The organism is Vreelandella vilamensis (assembly GCF_031451755.1).
GTDB classification, from domain to species: domain Bacteria; phylum Pseudomonadota; class Gammaproteobacteria; order Pseudomonadales; family Halomonadaceae; genus Vreelandella; species Vreelandella vilamensis.
In genome coordinates, this window is the sequence record NZ_JARWAN010000005.1 from 31,342 (window position 1) to 52,117 (window position 20,776).

The following is a 20,776-nucleotide window of genomic DNA, read 5'->3' on the forward strand; positions in this document are numbered from 1 at the left end:
TCCATTGCCTTCCTTGGCGGTTTCTGTGTGGCTACGTTTGTGTGGATGTGTTTGTGTGCTTACGCTTTAACGTGGCATCATTTTTATGTCCGTTTTGGCAAGCGTGGTTAGGGGTTGTGGCTTTCCCCATAAGAACCCTTGCGCGTAGTCAATATTGAGCTCAAACAATACATCGAGTGTTGCCTGCGTTTCGACGAATTCGGCAATAGTGGCGATATTGAGTGTTTTGCCCACGGAGTGAATGGCTTCGACCATGGCGCGATCAATCGGGTCCTGGTGAATGTGGCGAATGAAGTGACCATCAATTTTAAGAAAATCCACCGGCAACTGCTTTAAATAGCTAAACGATGATAGCCCTGTACCAAAATCATCAAGAGCAAAGTGGCAGCCTAATGCTTTGAGCTGAACAATGAGCTCGCTAACGCGAGAAAGTTGCGCAATAGCGGCGCTCTCGGTGACTTCAAAACATAACGTGCCTTGCGGCAGATGAGCATTAGTCACTTGTTGAATCAGCTCATTACAAAAAGCCGGGTCGGATAGCGATGCGCCGGAAAGGTTGACGCCCCAGCATGAGAGCGCATTAGGAGCTGCCTGGCGGCAGTGATCGCTTAGCCAGGCAAGCGTATTTTTCACTACCCAACGGTCAATTTTGGGCATCAAGTGATAGCGCTCTGCCGCAGGCAGAAAGCTACCCGGGCTAATAATTTGTCCGTTCTCTTCAAGACGCAATAAAATTTCGTGGTAAGCCGGCGTATTGGCACTGACCGCGACGATAGGTTGTGCAAAGAGACGAAAAGCATCTTCATCTAGCCCGCGTTGTAGGCGCTGTACCCACTGGAGCTCGCCATGACGCTCTACCAGAGTGTTATCACTCCTTTCATAGCAATGGATACGATTACGTCCTGCCTCTTTGGCTGCGTAACAGGCGATATCAGCTGCCTGAAGCGCTTGATTAAGTGTCATGGGCAGGTGCGGGATGATGGCCACAATACCGATGCTGGTGCCAATGCTGAAGGTATGGGATTGCCAGGCAAACCGAAATCTCTCGACCTCTTTACGCAGCGCTTCGGTAACCTGGCAAGCATTGGAAAGTGCGCAGTTAGGTAGCAATAGGGCGAATTCATCACCGCCTAAACGGGCGACGGTATCACTGCCACGCACGTGCGACTTCAACTTTTGTGCGATCTGTCGTAAAAGCTCATCGCCCGCCAGGTGGCCGCAGATATCGTTAACGATCTTAAACTGGTCAAGATCAATATAGCAGAGCACATGGTCGCAATCGCCGTTGCCGTCAAGTAACGCCGCTAATGTGGCTTCAAATGCGCGGCGGTTGATTAATCCCGTCAGCGCATCGTGGCTGGCTTGATAGGTTAGCTGTGCCGATAAATCGCGTGTCAGGCTGACATCTTGAAATACCACGACGACGCCGAGAGTTAGGCCTTCCCGAGAGCGAATCGAGGCAGCGCTATGCTGAATCGGGGTGCGGCTTTCATCACGGTGCAGCAGCAAACAATGGGTATCAGACTGCAGTGGTTGGCCGTTATTGAGCACAAAGCGGGCGGGGTTGGCCAGAGGTGTGCCGCTTTCCTCGTTTATCAGGCAATAAACGTGATGAATGGGTTTTCCTTGAGCTTCTTCAAGCCGCCAACCGGTCAAGCGACGTGCTTCGGCATTGATAAAGGTAACGCAGCCGCTAGCATCGGTGGTAATGACGCCGTCGTTAATAGAGGCAAGTGTCGTGCGTGCGAGATCGCGCTCACGGTTTAATTGTTCCTGAAGTAAGCGCTGTTCCGTGATATCCCTAACCATGCCGGAGTGTTCCGACGCAGACCCGTCGGCACCTTGACTGATTTGAATTTCGAGATAGCGAACTTCCTGCTTGGCGGTACGCAGCTTGAGTTCGCCGCGGCTACCGGGAGCAAGCGTGATGTCGGACAAAAGGTTCGTGACGGGTTTGCCAATAAGTGTTTCTGCTCTTATATCAAACAGTTTTTCGGCGCCTGGATTAAACCCCGTCACCGTGCCATCGGCTTGCCACGTAATCACACCGTCACGCAGGTTTCTCAGCATCACACGGGTATGAGCGACTGCGCTTTCCATGGCGGCGCAGACGCGGTTATAACTCGCCGCAATTTCGCCCAATTCGGTAAAAGGGTCGGCGTCAATACGCTCTTGGGTATCGCCTTGTTGTTCATGGCGGCGCATATGTGCGAGTAATTGCGCTAACTCGTTAGTGGCGCCGTGTTCGGCAAGATTGAGGCCCATTTTTTCCGCCTCCCAACTGACCCGCAGTGGTAAAAAATTGGCGGTGATACTCAAAAGCAGCCAGGCAATACCAAAGCTCCACACACCACAGGCCACCACTCCCAAAAGCTGTATCCCAAATTGCGCGCTACGCGAGAGGCCCGTGTTTAGCGCGGAAAGGTCGGCAAACCACACAAACGCCAAGGTGCCCCAGATGCCGGACACCAAATGCGCGGGGATAGCCCCAACGGCATCATCAATATGCTTTTTAAGCAGCCATTCATTGGCAAAGACCATGAGTAAACCGCTTACTGCGCCGAGAAAAAACGCCGCACCCAGTGAAATGACATGTGCCCCCGCGGTTACCGCCACTAGACCGGCGATTGCGCCATTAAGCGCATACATGACATCAGCATAGCGTCGTACCCGCCAACCGATAAGTAACGCCGATAGAATACCGCCAACGGCACCTAACATGGTGTTGGCCAGAATGCCGGGAATACGAGCATCGATACCCAGCGTGCTGCCGCCGTTAAAGCCAAACCAACCTAAAATCATGAACAAAGCGCCAAGCATGGCAAGGGGAAGGTTGCCGGCCGGGAAATAGGTTGGCGGCTTGCCTTTGTGAAAACGACCTCGACGCGGCCCGATCAATATCACCGCTGCCAGCGCAACCCAGCCACCGACGCTGTGGACTACAGTGGCACCGGCAAAATCAATAAACCCTAAGGCTTCTAACCAGCCGGGCTTCCCGGTTGCGACACTGCCCCATGCCCAATGGCCATAAAAAGGGTAAATCAGTATGGCTACCCAGAATGAGAGCCAAAGATAGCCAATGAACGGTATGCGTTCAGCCACTGCACCCGCCACAATTGTGGCGGCGGTGGCGCAAAACATCGCTTGGAAAATGAACAGGGTCAGTAGCCAGCTGTCGTTAGTCGTCAGTGTCCAGCCAAAATGTGAGGTCCCAAACCAACCTAGGTGGGAGGCGCCGAACATAATTCCAAAACCCGCTAGCCAAAAGACACTGATGGCGACGGCAAAATCGGCAATATTTTTCATCGCCACGTTGATGGCATTTTTGCTGCGCGTGGTGCCTGCTTCAATACATAAGAAGCCGGCTTGCATGACAAAAACCAAGGCGGCGGCCCATAAAACCCAAAGAGAATCAATAAGTGTGGTGTCCATGAGCAGTCGTTCTGGCATGGTAGCTTCTCCATAAGCGTGCATGAACTGCACCAATTAAGTGCCAAAAGTGCTGCTTCCTCGACGTTATTAACGCCAGCGCTCCACTGAGGTTGAAGCAAGAAGCAGTGGTTCATACTAGCTTTGCAAAAGTCATGCCGCTAATAGTAAACATGGCTAATTTTGTTGTCTTTAAAGTAATATTTTTCTTTTTTAAGATTTAATATGGTTTTTTCGTCTATTTAAATACGTTAAAAATGGTGCTAATTTCTATAGTTAAACAAAAAGTTTAGTGTATAAAAAATACACTAAGATTACGTTGACCACGTTAGACGAACAGGAATCACACTATGACGCGTCGTAGTATCGTTTTAGGGGCAGGTATGGTGGGTGTCAGTATCGCCTGGCATTTGGTTAGGCGTGGTCATGACGTCACGTTGGTCGACCGCCGCGAGCCGGGGAGAGAAACTTCATTTGGCAATGCCGGTATCATTCAGCGAGAAGCCGTGCGTCCGTATGCATTTCCGCGTGATATGAAAACATTATTAGGCGTGTTGCCTAATCGTCGTGTGGATATCCGCTATCGTCCAGGGGGCATGATCCACGCGGCGTCTCCACTATTACAGTACTGGCAGAACTCAGCTCCTCGCGCTTATCAGCGCATCGTACCGGAGTATGCTTCGCTGATTCAGCTTTGCTTAGATACCCATGCCCCCATGATTGAAGCGGCGAGGGCGGAAAAATTAATTAAGAAGCAGGGGTTTTTGGAATTATTCCGCTCTCAATCGAGTTTGGACAAACGCCTGAAAGAGGCTGCCGAAAACAAAAAACGTTTTGGTGTGGCGTTTCAGCATCTTGATCGTACCTCGCTCGCTGTGAAAGAGCCGGACATCAGTGATGAGATCGTCGGGGCGATTCATTGGCTCGACCCTTGGACGGTAGCGGATCCTGGCGCTTTGGTGGCCGCCTATGCAGATGCATTCAAAGCAAGCGGCGGGCGTGTTATACAAAGTGAGGTACAGGGTTTATCTCAGGACGGTGAGGCAACATGGACAGTAAAGACGGCAAACGAGACGCTTAAAGCGGATGATGTCGTTGTTGCACTAGGGCCATGGTCCGCGCGCTGGCTTAAACCACTGGGCTATCACTTTCCTACCTTTGTTAAGCGTGGCTACCACATGCATTACAAAAGCCAAGAAAAAGCTAACCTCAATCATTGGGTAATGGATGCTGATGTAGGTTACTTGCTGGCGCCCATGCGAGCCGGGATTCGCCTGACCACCGGGGCGGAATTAGACGATCTAGAGGCGCCAGCACATCTATCGCAACTTGCTTCGGCGGAGAAAGCCGCGCGAAAGTTGTTTCCGCTTGGTGAGCGTTGTGATGATGCGCCCTGGAAAGGAGCGCGTCCTTGTTTGCCCGATATGAAACCGGTGATAAGCCCAGCGACAAAGCACAAAGGTTTATGGCTAGCGTTTGGGCATGGGCACCAAGGGTTTACCTTGGGGCCCGCGACGGGTCAGTTGCTGGCGGATATGATCGAAGGTCAACCCACTGCCATTAATATGGAACCTTTTAGCGCCAATCGTTTCTAGAAATACCAGCATTGGCAGCTGCGGCTTTTGCGCATGCGTTCAAGCCCTGCTAATGTAAGTAGTACATTTATGGTACAGAAAAGGAGGCAGCAATGGATGCTTCTGTCAGCAATGCAGTAAGTACGTCCTTGTATATGAACCAGGCGCAGAGTGCCCAGCAAGCACAAATGCAGGTTTTTAAGGAAGCGTTGGATAATCAAGAACAGCAGGTATCGGCGCTAATGGAGTCAGCGACGGCTGGTTCTGGATCTGATCAGGGCTCCAGCCTCGCTTCTGAAGGTAATCTGGGCACTCAGGTTAATACTTACGCCTAGGTCGATGACGCCTTAATGTAAGCACGTAAAGCGCCAGCTGATATAGCTGGCGCTTTACGTTAGAATGGGCGGTAGAAAAATCTTTTATTAACCCTATTTACTACCCCTCAGAGAGTCTAATGTCCGACGCTAAAGTCGCCCAAGAAGCCGGGCTCAGAAGAACCTTCGCGATCATCTCGCACCCCGACGCGGGTAAAACCACCATCACTGAGAAAATGCTGCTTTTTGGCAATGCTATCCAGATGGCAGGCTCGGTGAAAAGCAAGCGTAATGATCGCCATGCGACCTCCGACTGGATGAAAATGGAGCAGGAGCGGGGGATCTCGGTGACGACCTCCGTGATGCAGTTTCCTTATGGTGGGCGCATTGTTAACTTGCTTGATACGCCGGGGCACGAAGACTTTTCTGAGGATACGTATCGCACCCTCACGGCGGTAGATTCGGCGCTGATGGTCATCGACGGCGCCAAGGGTGTTGAGGATCGGACCATCAAGTTGATGGAAGTGTGTCGCCTGCGCACAACGCCCATTTTGACCTTTATCAATAAAATGGATCGTGACATTCGCGATCCGATCGAGGTCATGGACGAGGTTGAAACGGTTCTCAATATTCAGTGTGCGCCGATGACGTGGCCGATTGGTATGGGGCGCCATTTTAGGGGCGTTTACCATCTTTATAACGACACCGTCCATCTCTATACCCAGGGGCAAGGTAGCCGTATCCCCGATGATAAGCGCATCGAAGGGTTAGATAATCCTGATGTTGATGAGGTTCTTGGCGAAGAACAGGCCGAAGAGCTGCGCATGGAGGTAGAGTTAGTACGCGGCGCCTCGCATGAATTTGATTTAGAAGCGTACCGTCAGGGTGAGTTAACCCCCGTTTACTTTGGTACCGCGATGGGTAATTTTGGCGTGCGCGAAATGCTTGATGGCTTTGTTGAGTATGCCCCGGCGCCGCAGCCGCGGGAGACCGACACCCGCGAAGTACCAGCGGACGATGAGCGTTTTACCGGCTTCGTTTTCAAGATTCAGGCCAATATGGACCCCAATCACCGCGACCGCATTGCCTTCTTGCGCGTTTGTTCGGGCAAGTACGATAAGAACATGAAGATGCGCCATGTACGGATTGGTAAAGATGTCAAAATTGCCGACGCGCTGACTTTTATGGCGTCGGATCGCTCACAGGTGGAAGAGGCTTGGCCTGGCGATATTATCGGCTTGCACAACCACGGCACGATCCAGATTGGTGACACCTTTACCCAAGGTGAAGACATGCGCTTTACCGGTATTCCGCACTTTGCACCGGAGTTGTTTAAGCGCGTGCGGTTGAAAGACCCATTAAAGATGAAAGCACTGCAAAAAGGGTTGCAGCAGCTTTCAGAAGAGGGTGCGACTCAGGTGTTCATGCCGCTGGATAATAACGATCTGATTCTCGGCGCCGTGGGCACCTTGCAATTTGATGTGGTCGCTCACCGGCTGAAAGAAGAGTACAAAGTGGACTGCGTTTATGAAGCGGTGAACGTTAATACGGCCCGCTGGGTTTATTGCGAAGATGCCAAAATGCTGGAAGAGTTTAAACGCAAAGCGAGCACCAACTTGGCAATTGATGGCGGCGGTTATTTAACCTACATCGCCCCTACGCGGGTGAATCTTCAAATGACGCAAGAGCGCTGGCCGGAGATTCGCTTCCAGCCCACGCGCGAGCACTAGGCTTTTTCTATGTTGGTCGATGCTCACTGCCATCTGGATTTTGCCGATTTTGATAGTGATCGCGAAGCCGTTTTCGCGCGGGCAAAGTGCAAGGGCGTTCAGCATTTTGTCGTGCCGGGTACAAGGCGTTCACGGTGGGAAAATGTGCTAGCGCTAGGGCAGCGTGACGAGGTGAGTATTGCCCTGGGACTACATCCCTATTTTATCCAAGCGCATCAGGAGGAAGACATTGATGCGCTTGATAAAATACTGGATAAGAACACCCAGGTTATCGCGATAGGAGAGTGCGGTATTGATGCACGCTTTAACGATACTTGGGAGGATCAGTGGCACTTTTTTAACGCTCAGCTGCGCTTAGCCAAGGCACGGCAGTTGCCGGTCATTATTCATTGCGTACAGGCTAACGACCAGGTAGCCAAGCGCTTGCGCCAGCTCAAGCTGCCCGCCGGTGGTTTGATTCACGCCTTTTCAGGCTCGCCCGAGCAAGCACAGGCGTTTTTGGATTTGGGCTTCGTGTTAGGACTTGGGGGAGCGGCGACATACCCACGAGCGAAACGGTTACAGCGTGCCATCAAGTCATTGCCAGAGGATGCGTTTGTGCTGGAAACCGATAGCCCCGATATGCCGCTTTGCGGGCATCAGGGGGAGCGTAATGAGCCTGCTTACGTGGCCAAGGTATGCCACCGCGTGGCGGCGCTGCGCGAACAACCTGAAAGCGCCATTGCCAACGCGAGTACGCTAACGGCAGCGCGGCTTTTCAAGCTGCCGATTGATCAAGCGAAGTAACGGTTACGCAGTGGGGATCGTTTGAGCTAACTGTTCAGGGTCCAAGCGTTCAATGCGGTAGGGAAGCTCACGTAGCGTTAGTGGTTGGTCCTCAAGTGTTAGCTTGCCTTCTTCAAGTGTCTTGGTGTTGATGACAGCAAGCAGCTCAACTTGGCCATTGTCATTAACGGCACTGGTAACGACTTCGCCTACCGTTTTTTCCCCAACATTGGTGATACTAGCGCCGTGCTCTAATGGTTGATTCCCTTCGATAACACCTCGTGCCAGCCGTTTTTTGACCTGTCCACGAAAGTGCGCCCGCGCCACGACTTCTTGGCCCGTGTAGCAGCCTTTTTTGAAGCTGATACCGCCCAGTGCCTCCCAATTAAGCATTTGCGGTAGATACTGATCTTGCTGATCAGCCTCTAACCACGCCAAGCCTCGGCGGACATCGGAAAGCTGCCAACGGCGCGGCTCAGCGTCTGCTTGAAAGTTTTCGGCGGCTGAATCGGTTAGGGCAAACAGCCAGCGGACGGACGTTTCGTTTTCCACATCCTCCGGATAACAAAGAGCGCTATTGCCCTGAGCATCGCTTTGCTGTTGCCACGTGACGGTTGGCAACGGAAGATTGAGCGCGTCGGCAATAACAGAGGCGTCGTCAGTTGCGGCACCGAAGAGCACTACATCTTCGGGCGCGCTGAGCTCAGCGCGATAAAAGGCGGCAAACTTTTTTAAGTGCGCGATAAGTGGCTCGACTAGCGAGCTAGATAGCACCAAGCGGAAGTGATTATCACTTAAGCGCAGCAGTTGCGTATTGGCGAGCATACGCCCTTTAGGAGTGCAAAAGCAGGTCAGTGGGGCAAAGTGACCGTTGGCTAGAGCGGCGTGAGCACTGGTTTGGCCTTGGAGGAACTTTTCAGCGTCTTCACCTTTCACATCCACACTGGCTAAATGTGTTATCTGTGCCGTTGAAGCTAACACCATCGGGGTGACCATGTTATACAAACTCCTCGCCGTATCGGTGGGCGTGTCGTTGAGAATAGGTATTAAGACTAACATGTTGGGTCGAGGAGCTTAATTGCAAGCAACCTTTAGCATGCTAGACTCGCTACCCGTAGCGAATTTGCACAAGGCTAAAGGCACGAGGAGAGGCGCATGGCGCAACAGCAGTCATTACGTTTTAAAGGCGTCGAAACTGCCGAACAGGTGAACCAAATCACCACGGCGTTAATGATGGTCGATGGGGTAGAGAGTGCTGAAGTTGGCCGCCATGGTGCTGAAGTCGAAGGACGGGCTAAACGCGAGGCGTTAATAAAAGCCGTCAACACATTAAAATTAAAGGTTAAAGTGTCGTAATGGAAAAGATGATCACTGTTATCAGCGAACGCAACCGCATTTTTCGCCATCGTATCGAAGTCTCAGGCTTTGAAGACCTCTACGCCGATGTCCCTAAAGCCTATGGGGGCGAAGAGAGTGCGCCCGACCCGCATGACTACTTCGATTTGGCGCTTGGTGCGTGCAAGGCAATTACGTCGAAAATGTATGCCCAGCGGAAACAATGGCCGTTAGAGGGCATCACCACCACGGTAAAACGCGACGATAGTCAGGAGCGAAAAGGCCTTTATAAGCTTGAAGTGACCCTCGAATTTCACGGTATCGACGACCCAGAGCAACGCGCACGGCTCGAAGAGATTAGCCATCGCTGCCCTATTCATCGCTTGATGACTGAGGCGACGGTGGAAGTGACGACACGCTCAGTTGGGGGGGAATGATTTCAAGCATCATATCTTTACCGTTTATTTCTTTATCGGCTGATTCTTTATCGACTAATTTTCATAGACGAAGGAGCCTTGATGAGCAAGCCGTTTCGCTTACAGTCAAAGTTTGCGCCAGCGGGTGACCAGCCAACCGCGATTACTAAGCTGGTAAAGGGATTGGAAGCGGGACTTGCGCATCAAACACTCTTAGGTGTTACCGGCTCAGGTAAAACTTTCACCATGGCCAACGTGGTGGAAACGCTGCAACGCCCGACCATCGTAATGGCGCCTAACAAAACCTTGGCGGCGCAGCTTTACGGTGAGTTTAAGGCGTTTTTCCCCGATAACGCGGTAGAGTATTTCGTCTCTTATTACGACTACTACCAGCCTGAAGCGTATGTTCCCTCATCGGATACGTTTATCGAAAAAGATGCCTCAATTAACGATCACATTGAGCAAATGCGTTTATCTGCCACCAAGGCGTTGTTGGAGCGTCGTGACGCGTTAATTGTGGTATCGGTCTCAGCGATTTATGGCCTGGGTGATCCGGATCAATACCTGAAAATGCGCCTACATTTTACTCGTGGTGAACTGATTGATCAGCGTGCTTTTTTGCGGCGTTTAGCGGAGCTTCAATACACCCGTAATGATATGGATTTTAGACGTGGCACCTACCGAGTGCGTGGCGACGTCATTGATATTTTTCCGGCCGACGCGGAAGACGAAGCGGTACGAGTTGAGCTATTCGACGATGAAATTGATTCCATTCGCCTCTTTGATCCACTTACCGGCGATGTCAAAGGCCAAGTGCCGCGTATGACGATTTATCCCAAATCACACTACGTCACTCCCCGGGAAACCATTTTAGCGGCGATTGACGATATCAAAGAGGAGCTCAAAAAGCGGCTTGAGTGGTTGCGTCAACATGAACGATTAGTGGAAGCGCAGCGTTTAGAGCAACGTACGCTATATGACATTGAGATGATGTTGGAACTGGGTTACTGCAACGGCATCGAGAACTACTCGCGCTATCTTTCGGGGCGCAACCCCGGTGAGGCGCCACCGACGTTTTTCGATTACTTACCGGATGATGCGCTGTTGTTTATTGATGAATCCCACGTCAGCGTGCCCCAAGTCGGAGGGATGTATAAAGGTGACCGTTCACGCAAAGAAACGTTAGTGGAGTACGGCTTCCGACTCCCTTCCGCACTAGATAACCGCCCGATGAAGTTTGAAGAGTGGGAAGCCATTAGCCCCCAAACGATTTTCGTCTCGGCTACCCCAGGGCCTTATGAAGCGGAACACGCGGGGCAAGTGGTTGAACAGGTAGTGCGCCCAACAGGGCTTCTTGATCCGGAAATTGAAGTACGCCCGGCGAGTACGCAAGTGGATGATTTGTTATCTGAGATTCGCCTGCGTACTGAGGTTGGCGAGCGGGTTTTGGTCACGGTGCTGACCAAGCGCATGGCCGAAGATTTAACCGAATACTTTGACGAGCATGATATCCGCGTGCGTTATCTGCACTCGGATATTGATACTGTCGAGCGGGTGGAGATTATCCGTGACCTGCGCTTGGGTAAGTTTGATGTACTGGTTGGCATCAACTTACTGCGCGAGGGGCTCGATATTCCTGAAGTGTCGCTAGTGGCGATTCTCGATGCGGATAAAGAAGGCTTTTTGCGCGCTGAACGCTCGCTGATTCAAACCATTGGCCGCGCGGCGCGTAATGCCAACGGCAAGGCGATACTTTACGGCGACCGCGTGACCGATTCCATGCGTAAAGCCATCGACGAGACCGAACGCCGCCGTGCCAAACAAACGGAGCACAACGAGAAGCACGGTATTACACCGACCACGGTGACCCGCTCAGTGGCGGACATCATGGAAGCTGGGCAAGCGCCAGGCGCGAAGAAGACGAACCGTCGCCGGGGCAGCGAACGCAAAGTCGCCGAGTCGGACGCGGTTTACGAACCAAACAGTATGCATCCGGATGACGTGGCTGCAGCGATCAACAAACTAGAAGATGCCATGTTTGAAGCCGCGCAGAACTTGGAGTTTGAGGAAGCGGCGCGGCTGCGCGATAAAATTCACTCGCTTAAAGAAAAGCAGCTGGCGCTAGGGTAGCCGATGCCGGAAGGTCCTGAAATTCGTCGTGCGGCGGATCGTATCGAGAAGCAGCTTCTTGGTGGCCCGATTGAAGACGCTTGGTTTGCCTTCGATGAACTTAAGCCCCACGCCGCCTCACTCATTGGTGTGTCAGTGCGTTGTGTGGATACGCGAGGTAAAGCGATGTTAATTCGCTTTTCCGATCAGCGCGTTCTTTATTCCCACAATCAACTGTATGGCGTGTGGAAATATCACCGGGCGACAACAGAACCTGCTACTCACCGCTCGCTGCGTGCAAGATTGGTCGTGCAAGGTAGGGCAGCGAGTTTGTATAGCGCCTCGGATGTCAGTATGTGGGACGCAGATTCACTGCATCAGCACCCTTTTATAGCCCGATTAGGGCCAGACGTGTTGAGTCAGCCAGTTAGCATCGACACCGTCGCCGAGCGGTTGACACTGCCTGCGTTTCATCGCCGGGGTCTAGGCGGGCTTTTGCTTGATCAGGGGTTCGTTGCGGGATTAGGTAACTATCTACGCAGTGAAATCCTCTTTTTTGCGGCGCTACACCCAAAGTGTCGGCCTTATGATTTGGGGAATGCACAAATCCAACGATTGGTACAACATATCGTAGACGTTACGTGGCAGGCGTATCGTCAAGCCGGTGTGACCAATACAGAAGATTGGATAAAAAAAGCCAAAGAGCTAGGCGAAACGCGCCGGCAATGGCGGTTTGCCGTATTCGCGCGTGAGGGCTTGCCATGCCATCGTTGTGCCACACCGATTGAGCGAATAAAAGTGGGATCAAGACGACTGTATCTTTGCCCCCGTTGCCAGCGTAACGCTTAAATTTATACCGTTATCTTTTTGTTTTTAACAAAACCACAATTTAACTAAAAACGTCGCAGTGCCGATACGTGGCACAGTGCGCTATAATTGCCGCCGGCTAGGTGATGCTTGAGTCTGAGCATCGCGACCAAACGATAAAACTAGGAGCAGCTTCTCCATGACCGTGATTCGCCAGGATGACGTGACACAAAGCGTTGCCGATGCGCTGCAGTATATTTCTTACTATCACCCCAAAGATTTTATCGATGCCATGGCGGCAGCGTATGAGCGCGAAGAAAACCCGGCGGCGAAAGACGCTATTGCCCAGATTCTAATTAACTCGCGAATGTGCGCCACTGGCCATCGCCCGATCTGCCAAGATACCGGTATTGTCACCGTATTCGTTCACGTGGGGATGAACGTGCAGTGGGACGCCGATATGAGCCTTGATGACATGATTAACGAAGGGGTTCGTCGCGCTTATCAACTGCCAGATAATATCCTGCGCGCCTCGGTGTTAGCCGACCCAGACGGAAAGCGGCAAAATACCAAGGACAACACGCCAGCGATTATTCATCACAAAATAGTCCCGGGCGATAACGTTGAGATTTACGTTGCAGCGAAAGGAGGGGGTAGTGAAGCGAAGTCTAAGTTTGCCATGCTCAACCCCTCCGATAGTGTGGTCGACTGGGTGATGGAGCAGCTACCTAAGATGGGGGCGGGCTGGTGTCCTCCCGGGATGCTGGGCATTGGTATCGGCGGCACGGCAGAAAAAGCGATGGAAATCGCCAAAGAAGCGCTGTTGGACCCGATTGATATTCAGGACCTGCAAGCTCGCGGCCCGCAAAATCGCGCCGAGGAACTGCGACTGGAGATTTTTGACAAGGTCAACAAGTCAGGCATTGGTGCCCAAGGCCTTGGTGGCTTGACCACGGTGTTGGATATTAAAGTCAAGGATTTCCCCACTCACGCGGCCAATAAGCCCGTGGCGATTATTCCGAACTGTGCTGCGACGCGTCATGCGCATTTCACGCTTGATGGGTCCGGGCCGGCGGCACTTAAGCCACCTAAGCTTGAGGATTGGCCGGAAATCACCCGCGAAATGGGCGATAATGTCAAGCGTGTGAACCTAGACACCGTGACTCCCGAAGAGGTGAAAACCTGGCAGCCAGGTGACACATTGCTGCTTAACGGTAAGTTATTAACCGGCCGCGATGCTGCCCATAAACGTATGGTCGATATGATTGCCAAAGGCGAGCCGTTACCGGTGGATCTGAAAGGCCGTTTTATTTACTACGTGGGCCCGGTAGATCCTATCGGGGATGAAGTCGTTGGTCCGGCAGGCCCAACAACGGCCACGCGTATGGATAAATTTACCCGCACGATGCTAGAAGAGACCGGGCTTTTAGGTATGGTGGGTAAGGCAGAGCGTGGGCAAGCGGCGATTGACGCAATTCGTGATAACGAAGCGGTGTATTTGATGGCCGTCGGCGGTTCCGCCTATCTGGTCGCCCAAGCCATTAAAAAGTCGCGCGTGGCCGGTTTTGAAGACCTCGGTATGGAGGCAATCTACGAATTTGAAGTCGAAGATATGCCGGTTACCGTTGCCGTGGACACTCAAGGTACTTCTGTGCATCAAACAGGTCCAGCCAAGTGGAAAGAGATCATCGCTGAGAAAGCCTGATCGTCCACTCGCTTTTACTGTCTCACTTTTCTAGCCCCGCCTCGCGGGGCTTTTGTTTATTATTTTTAAACGTGTTGACCCGTTATATCAGTCGTTTCGCATTAACGTAATTAACAAACTGGTATAATACGGTACTAAATTTGCCACACAACGTTGTTTGGTAACTGTTTGCTGGAGTTTTTATGGCGTCCTGGCTATGGGGGACTGGTATTGCGTTGATACACATGCTTGGCATGATATCAGCAGTGATGGCGCTAATGTCGAGTCGCACATCGCAAGGCGCGGTGGCCTGGATAATTTCACTACTGACCTTTCCTTACGTGGCATTACCCGCTTATTGGTTTTTTGGTCGGCCACGGTTTTATGGCTACGTTTCCGCTAGAGGCGAACGTGATAGCGTATTGCGCCGTGTTTTGGCGCGCTATCGCGCTAATATGATGCCTTTTTGTGTTATTTCTACGAATGCCGATACACGCGCGGTAGAACAACTCGCGATGATGCCGTTAACTCAAGGTAATCAGGCAGAGCTTTTAATCGATGGTAAAAAAACGTTTGAAAGTTTGTTCTCAGGTATTGATCGTGCTGAATTTTATATATTGCTTCAGTTTTTTATCGTCCGAAATGATGCGCTCGGGCGAAAGCTGCAGCAGCGCTTGCAGAAAGCGGCTAGCCGGGGAGTAAGGGTTTATTTTCTCTATGACGAAGTAGGCAGCCGTAAGCTTAATGAAGGTTTTTTGCGTGATCTGCAATCAGCAGGCGTCGAAGTCAGCGCCTTTCGTTCGTCGCGCGGGTTTAAGCACCGTTTCCAGCTGAACTTCCGTAATCATCGTAAAGTCGCCGTGATGGATGGGAAAGAGGGCTGGGTAGGCGGTTTTAATGTGGGAGTTGAATATTTAGGAGGCCATCCTCGTCACGGCGCTTGGCGTGATACCCACCTTAAGTTGGTAGGGCCGAGTGTGATGGGGTTGCAAGAAGCATTTTGGGAAGATTGGCACTGGGCAACAGGGAACGTTATTAACCTTGACTGGCAACCTAGTCCCCTGACGGTGCCAAACCACCACGTTGTCATTGTGCCTTCAGGGCCTGCAGATCGCTTAGATACGGCGAGCCTTTTGGTACAGAATATGATTCATAGCGCGCAAGAACGATTATGGGTGACAAGCCCCTATTTTGTTCCTGACCAAGGAGTGCAAGATGCACTAAGGTTAGCGGCGATGCGTGGAGTTGATGTTCGGGTGATGATTCCCGAACGACCAGACCATTTATTGGTTTTTTTATCGGCATTTTCTTTTTTACCGGATATGCTTCAAGCAGGCGTAAAAATATACCGTTATCTTCCTGGATTTTTACACCAAAAAATTATACTAATCGACAATGATGCAGCCTCAGTCGGAACCGTAAATTTGGATAATCGATCTTTCCGTTTAAACTTCGAGATTACCGCTTTTATCCCAAGCCCTGACTTTGCCGCTGAAGTCAGGTTAATGCTAGAAAAAGACTTCTCGCAGTGTCGGCGTATTTCATTAGATGAAATACAACAGCGGTCTGTATGGCAAAAAGTTATTTCACGGGCCGCTTACTTAACATCTCCCGTACAGTAATCATGCCGCGTAAACGTCGAACTCGATTAATAGGAGCCTAGGGTGAATTTAGAAACCAAATGGTTAGAAGATTTTGTCGCCCTAGCCAGTACACGCAGCTTTTCTGCTTCGGCGCGTCAGCGTCATGTGACGCAACCTGCTTTTAGCCGCCGTATCCGCGCGCTTGAACAGGCGATAGGTGTTACGTTGGTTGACCGTTCTACTACCCCCGTTGGGCTAACATCAGAAGGGCAGCTTTTCCTCGTCACTGCGCGTAACCTCGTTGAACAACTCAATGAATCTCTGAGTCATCTACGCGGTCTTTCAATCGCTAATGAAGCCTTAGATATTGTGGCTGCCCACTCCCTAGCACTGAGTTTTTTTCCGCCGTGGATTTCTCGTCTACAAAAAGGGCTAGGGGAGTTGCCCACTCGTTTAGTTGCAATGAACGTTGGCGAAGCTATTCATGTGTTGCGTGAAGGAAATTGCGACTTGATGTTGGCGTATTACGATCCGTTTGCCACGATGCAGCTAGATGCAGAAGTTTTTCCTTCTTTTTCCATCGGCAAAGTTAAGATGCTGCCAGTGACAATACCCGATGACCAAGGCAAACCGCGTCATTCGCTACAAAGTGGCAGTGCCATTCCTTATTTAGCTTACACGCAAGGCGCTTTTTTAGGTCGTAGCGTGCGCATGCTGTTAAAAAACGACCCGTTACGTATGCGACTACGGACTGTTTACGAAACGGCCATGGCGGAGGGCCTTAAAGGCATGGTATTGCAAGGAGTGGGAGTTGCTTGGATTCCGGATTTTTGCATCCGTAATGAGATTAAAAGCGGGCAGCTTGTGCGTGCTGGTGATGAGAGTTGGGATATTCCGCTAGAAATTCGATTATACCGCTGTTCTTTGGTTCATAAGCCGGGAGTTGAGCGCTTATGGCGACAAATGATGAAACTGCCAAGAGATTTTCTCCAAGCCTGATGCCTTGTGTCAGAGGTAAGCACGCTAGCCTGCGCCACTAATATCCGCTGGTAACCCTAAGAAATTTTGAATAATAAAAAAATGGTCCTCAAAAAGACTATCAGGCTCAAGATCAGCCAACGCGACCCAGCGGGCGTGGTCACCGCCTTTCACCGGTTTTAGTCTTGGCAGTTGCTGATCGGGGCGAAGGGCAAAATAAAACGCCTCAGCCAGTGTGCGTCCTCGCCAACTACGATGTGGCTCATCAAAAAGACGTTGGCCGCGTAGCGAGCCTTTTAAAACCGGTTCCGGCACTTTTAATCGAATACGCTCGCGTAGTTCACGCAAGCAGGCATCTAATAGCCGCTCATGCGGATTAATAAAGCCACCGGGTAAGGCATAGAGACCTTTACCAGGTGCGGCTGTACGGCGCACTAGTAATACGTGCCCAGATTGCACAACGACCGCATTAACGGTCACGAAGACCGGTGGGTAGGGCGCTTGTGCCCACGCTTTACGGTATTGGTCTAGTAGTCGCTGCTCTTCGAGTAATTGCTCGTAGGCATCGCCTTGGCAAAAATCGCTTACGCGTTCCACCACTCCAGGGGGCAAATCGTGGTAGGCGCCGGTGCTTAAGTAGTCATTGGTGGAACCTGGCGAACGAAAGAGACGCTCTCGTATTTGGCTGGCGGAGATTCCCTCAATCAGCGGTACACTCACCGACTCCCACTGCGGGAAAAGCGATAAATAATAGCTCGACTGTCCACGGCTAGCACCGATTAAGCCGATACGCGGCAGCTTCGCATTTTCGGGCGCGGTTAAGTCTCGGACACGCCGCTGAACATCACGCACCCAGACATCATCATTGTATAACGCATCTAATAAGGGTGTGATTTCCAGCCGCTGGTTCTCTTTTTCATCAAAGCCCGAGCGAAGCATTACGAGGCGTTCATTAAATTGCCAAGGATTGCGCAGCGAGCGAGCCTGCCAGGCAGAACCGACAAGCACGATGACTTGCCGAGCTTGCTTCAGCGCTTCTCGGATGACGGCTAAATGACCAAGATGTGGCGGCTGAAAGCGGCCAATAAATACCAAACAATCGAAATCATACGATTGAGCGTTACGCGCCTGAATGGGTGGATGTCCTGAAGGCATGTAAGGCTCCTATGAGATAGACGCGAACGAAGAGAAGCAAAGCGTTAGCTATTATGGCAGTTAAGGCGAGTGACGCAATCGGTCATTAACCTGTCATCATACTTAAGGTCCGGTATGCTACGGCTTATTCACCAAAAGACAGGGACGCAACTTATGATTAAACGTACCGCGATGTTTTGGAGTCAGGTCATCAAGGATTCCATAACGCTTTGGCTGGAACGTAATGCCTTTAGCTATGCAGGCTCGCTGGCGTTTTATACCTTATTCTCACTAGCGCCAACGATTATCATTGCGGTGACTGTTATTGGGGTGGTGATGGGAGAGGAAGCGGCACGTGGCCAGATTGTTAGTCAATTGCAGGACACCTTAGGTATGGACGCGGCTGTTGCCATAGAGCAAGCAGTGGCTCAATCACGTATTGAAGAGGCGGGTTTTTTACCCACTATCTTGGGTGTTGGTGCACTGATTGTGGGGGCTACCACCGTTTTTGCCCAGATGCAGTTTTCACTGAATACGATTTTTGGGGTTACGGCACGTCCAACAGCCAACAGTGCTTTCATTTTTATTAAAAATCGTTTGCTTTCGCTAACCGTTGTGCTGGCGATTGGGTTTATTCTTCTCGTCTCGCTGGTTGTCGGCGTCATGATTCGCAGCATGTTGCAAGCCACAGACGAACTGTTGCCGTATACCGGCATGTTGGCTGCCAGTGTGGAATCGTTAATTTCGTTAGGCGTCGTGGTAATGTTATTTGCTACGATTTTCAAAGTTTTACCCGATGTCGTACTGCGCTGGCAAGATGTCCTCATTGGCGCGGTGGTAACCGCGATACTCTTTACTTTAGGACGTAGTGTTATCGCCATCTATCTAGCATACACGGCGACGGCATCAACGTATGGCGCTGCAGGTTCTGTCGTGATGATTTTGCTCTGGGTGTATTATTCGTCTCTCATTTTATTGTTTGGCGCTGCCTTTACGCGCTCACTGTTATTACGCCGTGGGCGAGATTTGGTACCGCGTAACAGCGCTGTTATTGTGAGGCGAGAAATAGTTGATGATAAATAAAGCTAACGAGACGTGCGCATACCACTCAAGGAGACCGACATGTCGATTTGCTGTACAAAAGCCTTGATAACGGGGAATGTTCAAGGTGTTTGGTATCGCCGCTCAACCCAAGAACAGGCCCTTAAATTAGGCGTCACCGGGTACGCTAAAAATCTACCCGATGGTCGCGTTGAAGTGCTGATGTGTGGAACAAAAGATGCTGCCAAACACCTCTCCGAATGGTTATGGAAGGGGCCAGAAAAGGCGCATGTGACCCACGTCGAGCTTGAAGTATTGGAGCAGGCTCATACGCCGGATACCTTCTCAACCGTCTAGCACATCAGGCTGACTGCCATGCGTATATGTTATCCGCCGTCAGTTTGACGATATTCTGTCGCGCTTCTGGGGTGATCCAAGCATTGTGAGGCGTGACGATCAGGTTTAGCGCTTCGCCTTGATGGAGAGCATCTAGCAGCGCATGGCCATCACGAGGCGGCTCGTTGGGTAAGACATCAACGCCTAAGCCACCTAATTTACCGTTTTTGAGGGCGTTAAGGGCGGCTTCTTCATCAATAATGCCACCGCGAGCGCAGTTGACTAAAAGCAGCGACGGTTTCACTTTACCTAAGCGCTCTTGATTAATCAGATGATGGGTCGTCTCGTTGAGTGGGCAATGAAGGCTGACAATATCGGCGCCAGGCAGCAGTTCATCCAACGTAGGGCGCTTATCATTTGCTTCATTACCCGGCCGTGCCGCAAAAATCACGTTCATTCCAAAGGCTTCTGCCAGGCGAGCCACCTCGCTGCCAAGCTCTCCTTGCCCAACCATCACCAGATTCTTCCCCGCGAGTTGTAAAGTTGGATGCTGCTGTAAGCAGAAGAATTCGCTCTGTTGCCATTGGCCGGCGGCGATCGCACGCTGATAAAGAGGTAAACGATTGGCAAGCGCTAGTATCAGCATTAGTGTGTGTTGCGATACGCTGGCCGTACCATAAGCAGAAACGTTTTTTACGGTGACGCCCTGCGCCTTGGCCGCTTCTAAATCAATGTTGTTGAGCCCTGTTGCTAGCACGCAGATTAAACGCAGTGTGGGCAGGGCGGACAGCGTCTCCGCATCCAGTACCACTTTGTTGACAATCGCAATCTCAGCGTTTGCCAAGCGCGCTCGGGCCTCGGTGGTGGTGCTTTGCCCGTATACGGCCAAGTGGCTGACCCTTTCACGAATGGCGGTGAGATCAATATCAGGCCCTAGGCTTTCTGCATCTAGCATCACGGCGTTTGGCATTATCTTATCTCCTGCGGTGTTATCAAATAACGTATTATCAACTGACAGCATTTATGTGGTAGCGACTTGCTCGCTAGGGGCTACAAAAGGGTATAATACGCTCGCTTTAGCAACCGCCGTCTTGGAATTTCCCCGATTTGGCCGCATATAGCAGCCCGACAGCAAATGTGCATGCCATCATCCTGTCTGGGCCACGCTTTTCAGGAGTCAATAACATGCCCATCTACGAATATGAGTGCAAGGCCTGCGGCCATCGTCTAGAAAAACTGCAGAAAATTAGCGCCGACCCGCTAAAAGATTGCCCTGCTTGTGAACGTGATTCGCTATCGCGTCTTATCTCAGCGGCGGGCTTTCGCCTTGCCGGTGGCGGTTGGTATGAAACCGATTTTAAGACGGGGAACAAAAAGAACCTGGCGGCGGATAGCACTAAGGAGAGCGTTAAGGAAAGCACCACGCCTTCCAATAGTGAAAAACCGCAGGGCAGCAGCAAAAAAACCGACGGTGCAGCTGCTTAATGCCGGATGATTCTCGCTAACCGCCTATTTTACGGTTTCCCGGTACTTTATTTTTA

18 protein-coding genes are annotated in these 20,776 nt (G+C 51.3%); 14 read left to right on the forward strand and 4 right to left on the reverse strand.

The genetic code is table 11. The annotated features are described in order from the left end of the window. Nucleotides 1–66 precede the first annotated feature (66 nt). A complete protein-coding gene (amt, locus tag QC823_RS04410; protein ID WP_309655142.1) occupies nt 67–3,450 on the reverse strand; it encodes an ammonium transporter in 3,384 nt (1,127 codons plus the stop codon). Between the two features lie 329 nt (nt 3,451–3,779). On the opposite strand from amt, the gene QC823_RS04415 reads away from it, so the two are divergent. From QC823_RS04415 to QC823_RS04430, 4 genes are all read left to right on the forward strand, one after another. Next, nucleotides 3,780–5,024, forward strand: coding sequence for an NAD(P)/FAD-dependent oxidoreductase (locus QC823_RS04415; protein WP_309655143.1), 1,245 nt, complete (start codon nt 3,780–3,782; stop codon nt 5,022–5,024). A 92-nt stretch (nt 5,025–5,116) separates the two neighbouring features. Then, nucleotides 5,117–5,338, forward strand: a complete 222-nt coding sequence (locus QC823_RS04420) for a putative motility protein (RefSeq protein WP_309655144.1) — start codon at nt 5,117–5,119, stop codon at nt 5,336–5,338. Between the two features lie 119 nt (nt 5,339–5,457). Further along, a complete protein-coding gene (locus QC823_RS04425) occupies nt 5,458–7,047 on the forward strand; it encodes a peptide chain release factor 3 (protein WP_309655145.1) in 1,590 nt (529 codons plus the stop codon). A 9-nt stretch (nt 7,048–7,056) separates the two neighbouring features. Further along, on the forward strand, nt 7,057–7,833 hold the full coding sequence (locus QC823_RS04430; RefSeq protein WP_309655146.1) for a TatD family hydrolase: 777 nt from the start codon (nt 7,057–7,059) through the stop codon (nt 7,831–7,833). 3 nt (nt 7,834–7,836) lie between these two features. Here the strand turns inward: QC823_RS04430 and ygfZ are convergent, their stop codons facing one another. Further along, on the reverse strand, nt 7,837–8,808 hold the full coding sequence (gene ygfZ, locus QC823_RS04435) for a CAF17-like 4Fe-4S cluster assembly/insertion protein YgfZ (RefSeq protein WP_309655147.1): 972 nt from the start codon (nt 8,806–8,808) through the stop codon (nt 7,837–7,839). Between the two features lie 159 nt (nt 8,809–8,967). On the opposite strand from ygfZ, the gene QC823_RS04440 reads away from it, so the two are divergent. The 7 genes from QC823_RS04440 to QC823_RS04470 all read left to right on the forward strand — a co-directional run bounded on the left by QC823_RS04440 (nt 8,968) and on the right by QC823_RS04470 (nt 16,745). Further along, a complete protein-coding gene (locus tag QC823_RS04440) occupies nt 8,968–9,168 on the forward strand; it encodes a hypothetical protein (protein ID WP_309655148.1) in 201 nt (66 codons plus the stop codon). Continuing rightward, the gene (locus QC823_RS04445; protein ID WP_309655149.1) at nt 9,168–9,584 is read left to right on the forward strand and encodes an OsmC family protein; all 417 of its coding nucleotides are present in this window, start codon (nt 9,168–9,170) and stop codon (nt 9,582–9,584) included. The genes QC823_RS04440 and QC823_RS04445 overlap by 1 nt, the downstream gene beginning before the upstream one ends. Before the next feature lie 81 nt (nt 9,585–9,665). Continuing rightward, nucleotides 9,666–11,693 (forward strand): excinuclease ABC subunit UvrB, encoded by a 2,028-nt coding sequence (gene uvrB / locus QC823_RS04450; RefSeq protein ID WP_309655150.1) that lies wholly within the window; start codon nt 9,666–9,668, stop codon nt 11,691–11,693. A 3-nt stretch (nt 11,694–11,696) separates the two neighbouring features. After that, on the forward strand, nt 11,697–12,521 hold the full coding sequence (gene nei, locus QC823_RS04455; protein ID WP_309655151.1) for an endonuclease VIII: 825 nt from the start codon (nt 11,697–11,699) through the stop codon (nt 12,519–12,521). Nucleotides 12,522–12,678: 157 nt separating this feature from the next. After that, nucleotides 12,679–14,184: a fumarate hydratase gene (locus QC823_RS04460; protein ID WP_309655152.1), complete on the forward strand. Its 1,506-nt coding sequence runs from the start codon at nt 12,679–12,681 to the stop codon at nt 14,182–14,184. A gap of 182 nt (nt 14,185–14,366) precedes the next feature. After that, on the forward strand, nt 14,367–15,785 hold the full coding sequence (cls, locus tag QC823_RS04465; RefSeq protein WP_309655153.1) for a cardiolipin synthase: 1,419 nt from the start codon (nt 14,367–14,369) through the stop codon (nt 15,783–15,785). A gap of 42 nt (nt 15,786–15,827) precedes the next feature. Next, complete coding sequence (locus QC823_RS04470) at nt 15,828–16,745, forward strand: LysR substrate-binding domain-containing protein (RefSeq protein ID WP_309655154.1); 918 nt, start codon at nt 15,828–15,830, stop codon at nt 16,743–16,745. Between the two features lie 24 nt (nt 16,746–16,769). Here QC823_RS04470 and QC823_RS04475 read toward each other — a convergent pair whose 3' ends face one another. Continuing rightward, nucleotides 16,770–17,879 (reverse strand): bifunctional nicotinamide-nucleotide adenylyltransferase/Nudix hydroxylase, encoded by a 1,110-nt coding sequence (locus tag QC823_RS04475; protein WP_309655155.1) that lies wholly within the window; start codon nt 17,877–17,879, stop codon nt 16,770–16,772. A gap of 153 nt (nt 17,880–18,032) precedes the next feature. On the opposite strand from QC823_RS04475, the gene QC823_RS04480 reads away from it, so the two are divergent. Further along, on the forward strand, nt 18,033–18,941 hold the full coding sequence (locus QC823_RS04480) for a YihY/virulence factor BrkB family protein (protein WP_309655156.1): 909 nt from the start codon (nt 18,033–18,035) through the stop codon (nt 18,939–18,941). Between the two features lie 39 nt (nt 18,942–18,980). Next, on the forward strand, nt 18,981–19,256 hold the full coding sequence (gene yccX, locus QC823_RS04485) for an acylphosphatase (protein ID WP_309655157.1): 276 nt from the start codon (nt 18,981–18,983) through the stop codon (nt 19,254–19,256). A 4-nt stretch (nt 19,257–19,260) separates the two neighbouring features. On the opposite strand, the gene QC823_RS04490 is transcribed toward yccX, so the two are convergent. After that, nucleotides 19,261–20,205, reverse strand: coding sequence for a D-2-hydroxyacid dehydrogenase (locus QC823_RS04490; protein WP_309655158.1), 945 nt, complete (start codon nt 20,203–20,205; stop codon nt 19,261–19,263). A 215-nt stretch (nt 20,206–20,420) separates the two neighbouring features. Between QC823_RS04490 and QC823_RS04495 the strand changes: the two genes are divergently transcribed. Beyond that, nucleotides 20,421–20,720: an FmdB family zinc ribbon protein gene (locus QC823_RS04495; RefSeq protein ID WP_309655159.1), complete on the forward strand. Its 300-nt coding sequence runs from the start codon at nt 20,421–20,423 to the stop codon at nt 20,718–20,720. The last annotated feature ends 56 nt before the right edge of the window (nt 20,721–20,776 follow it).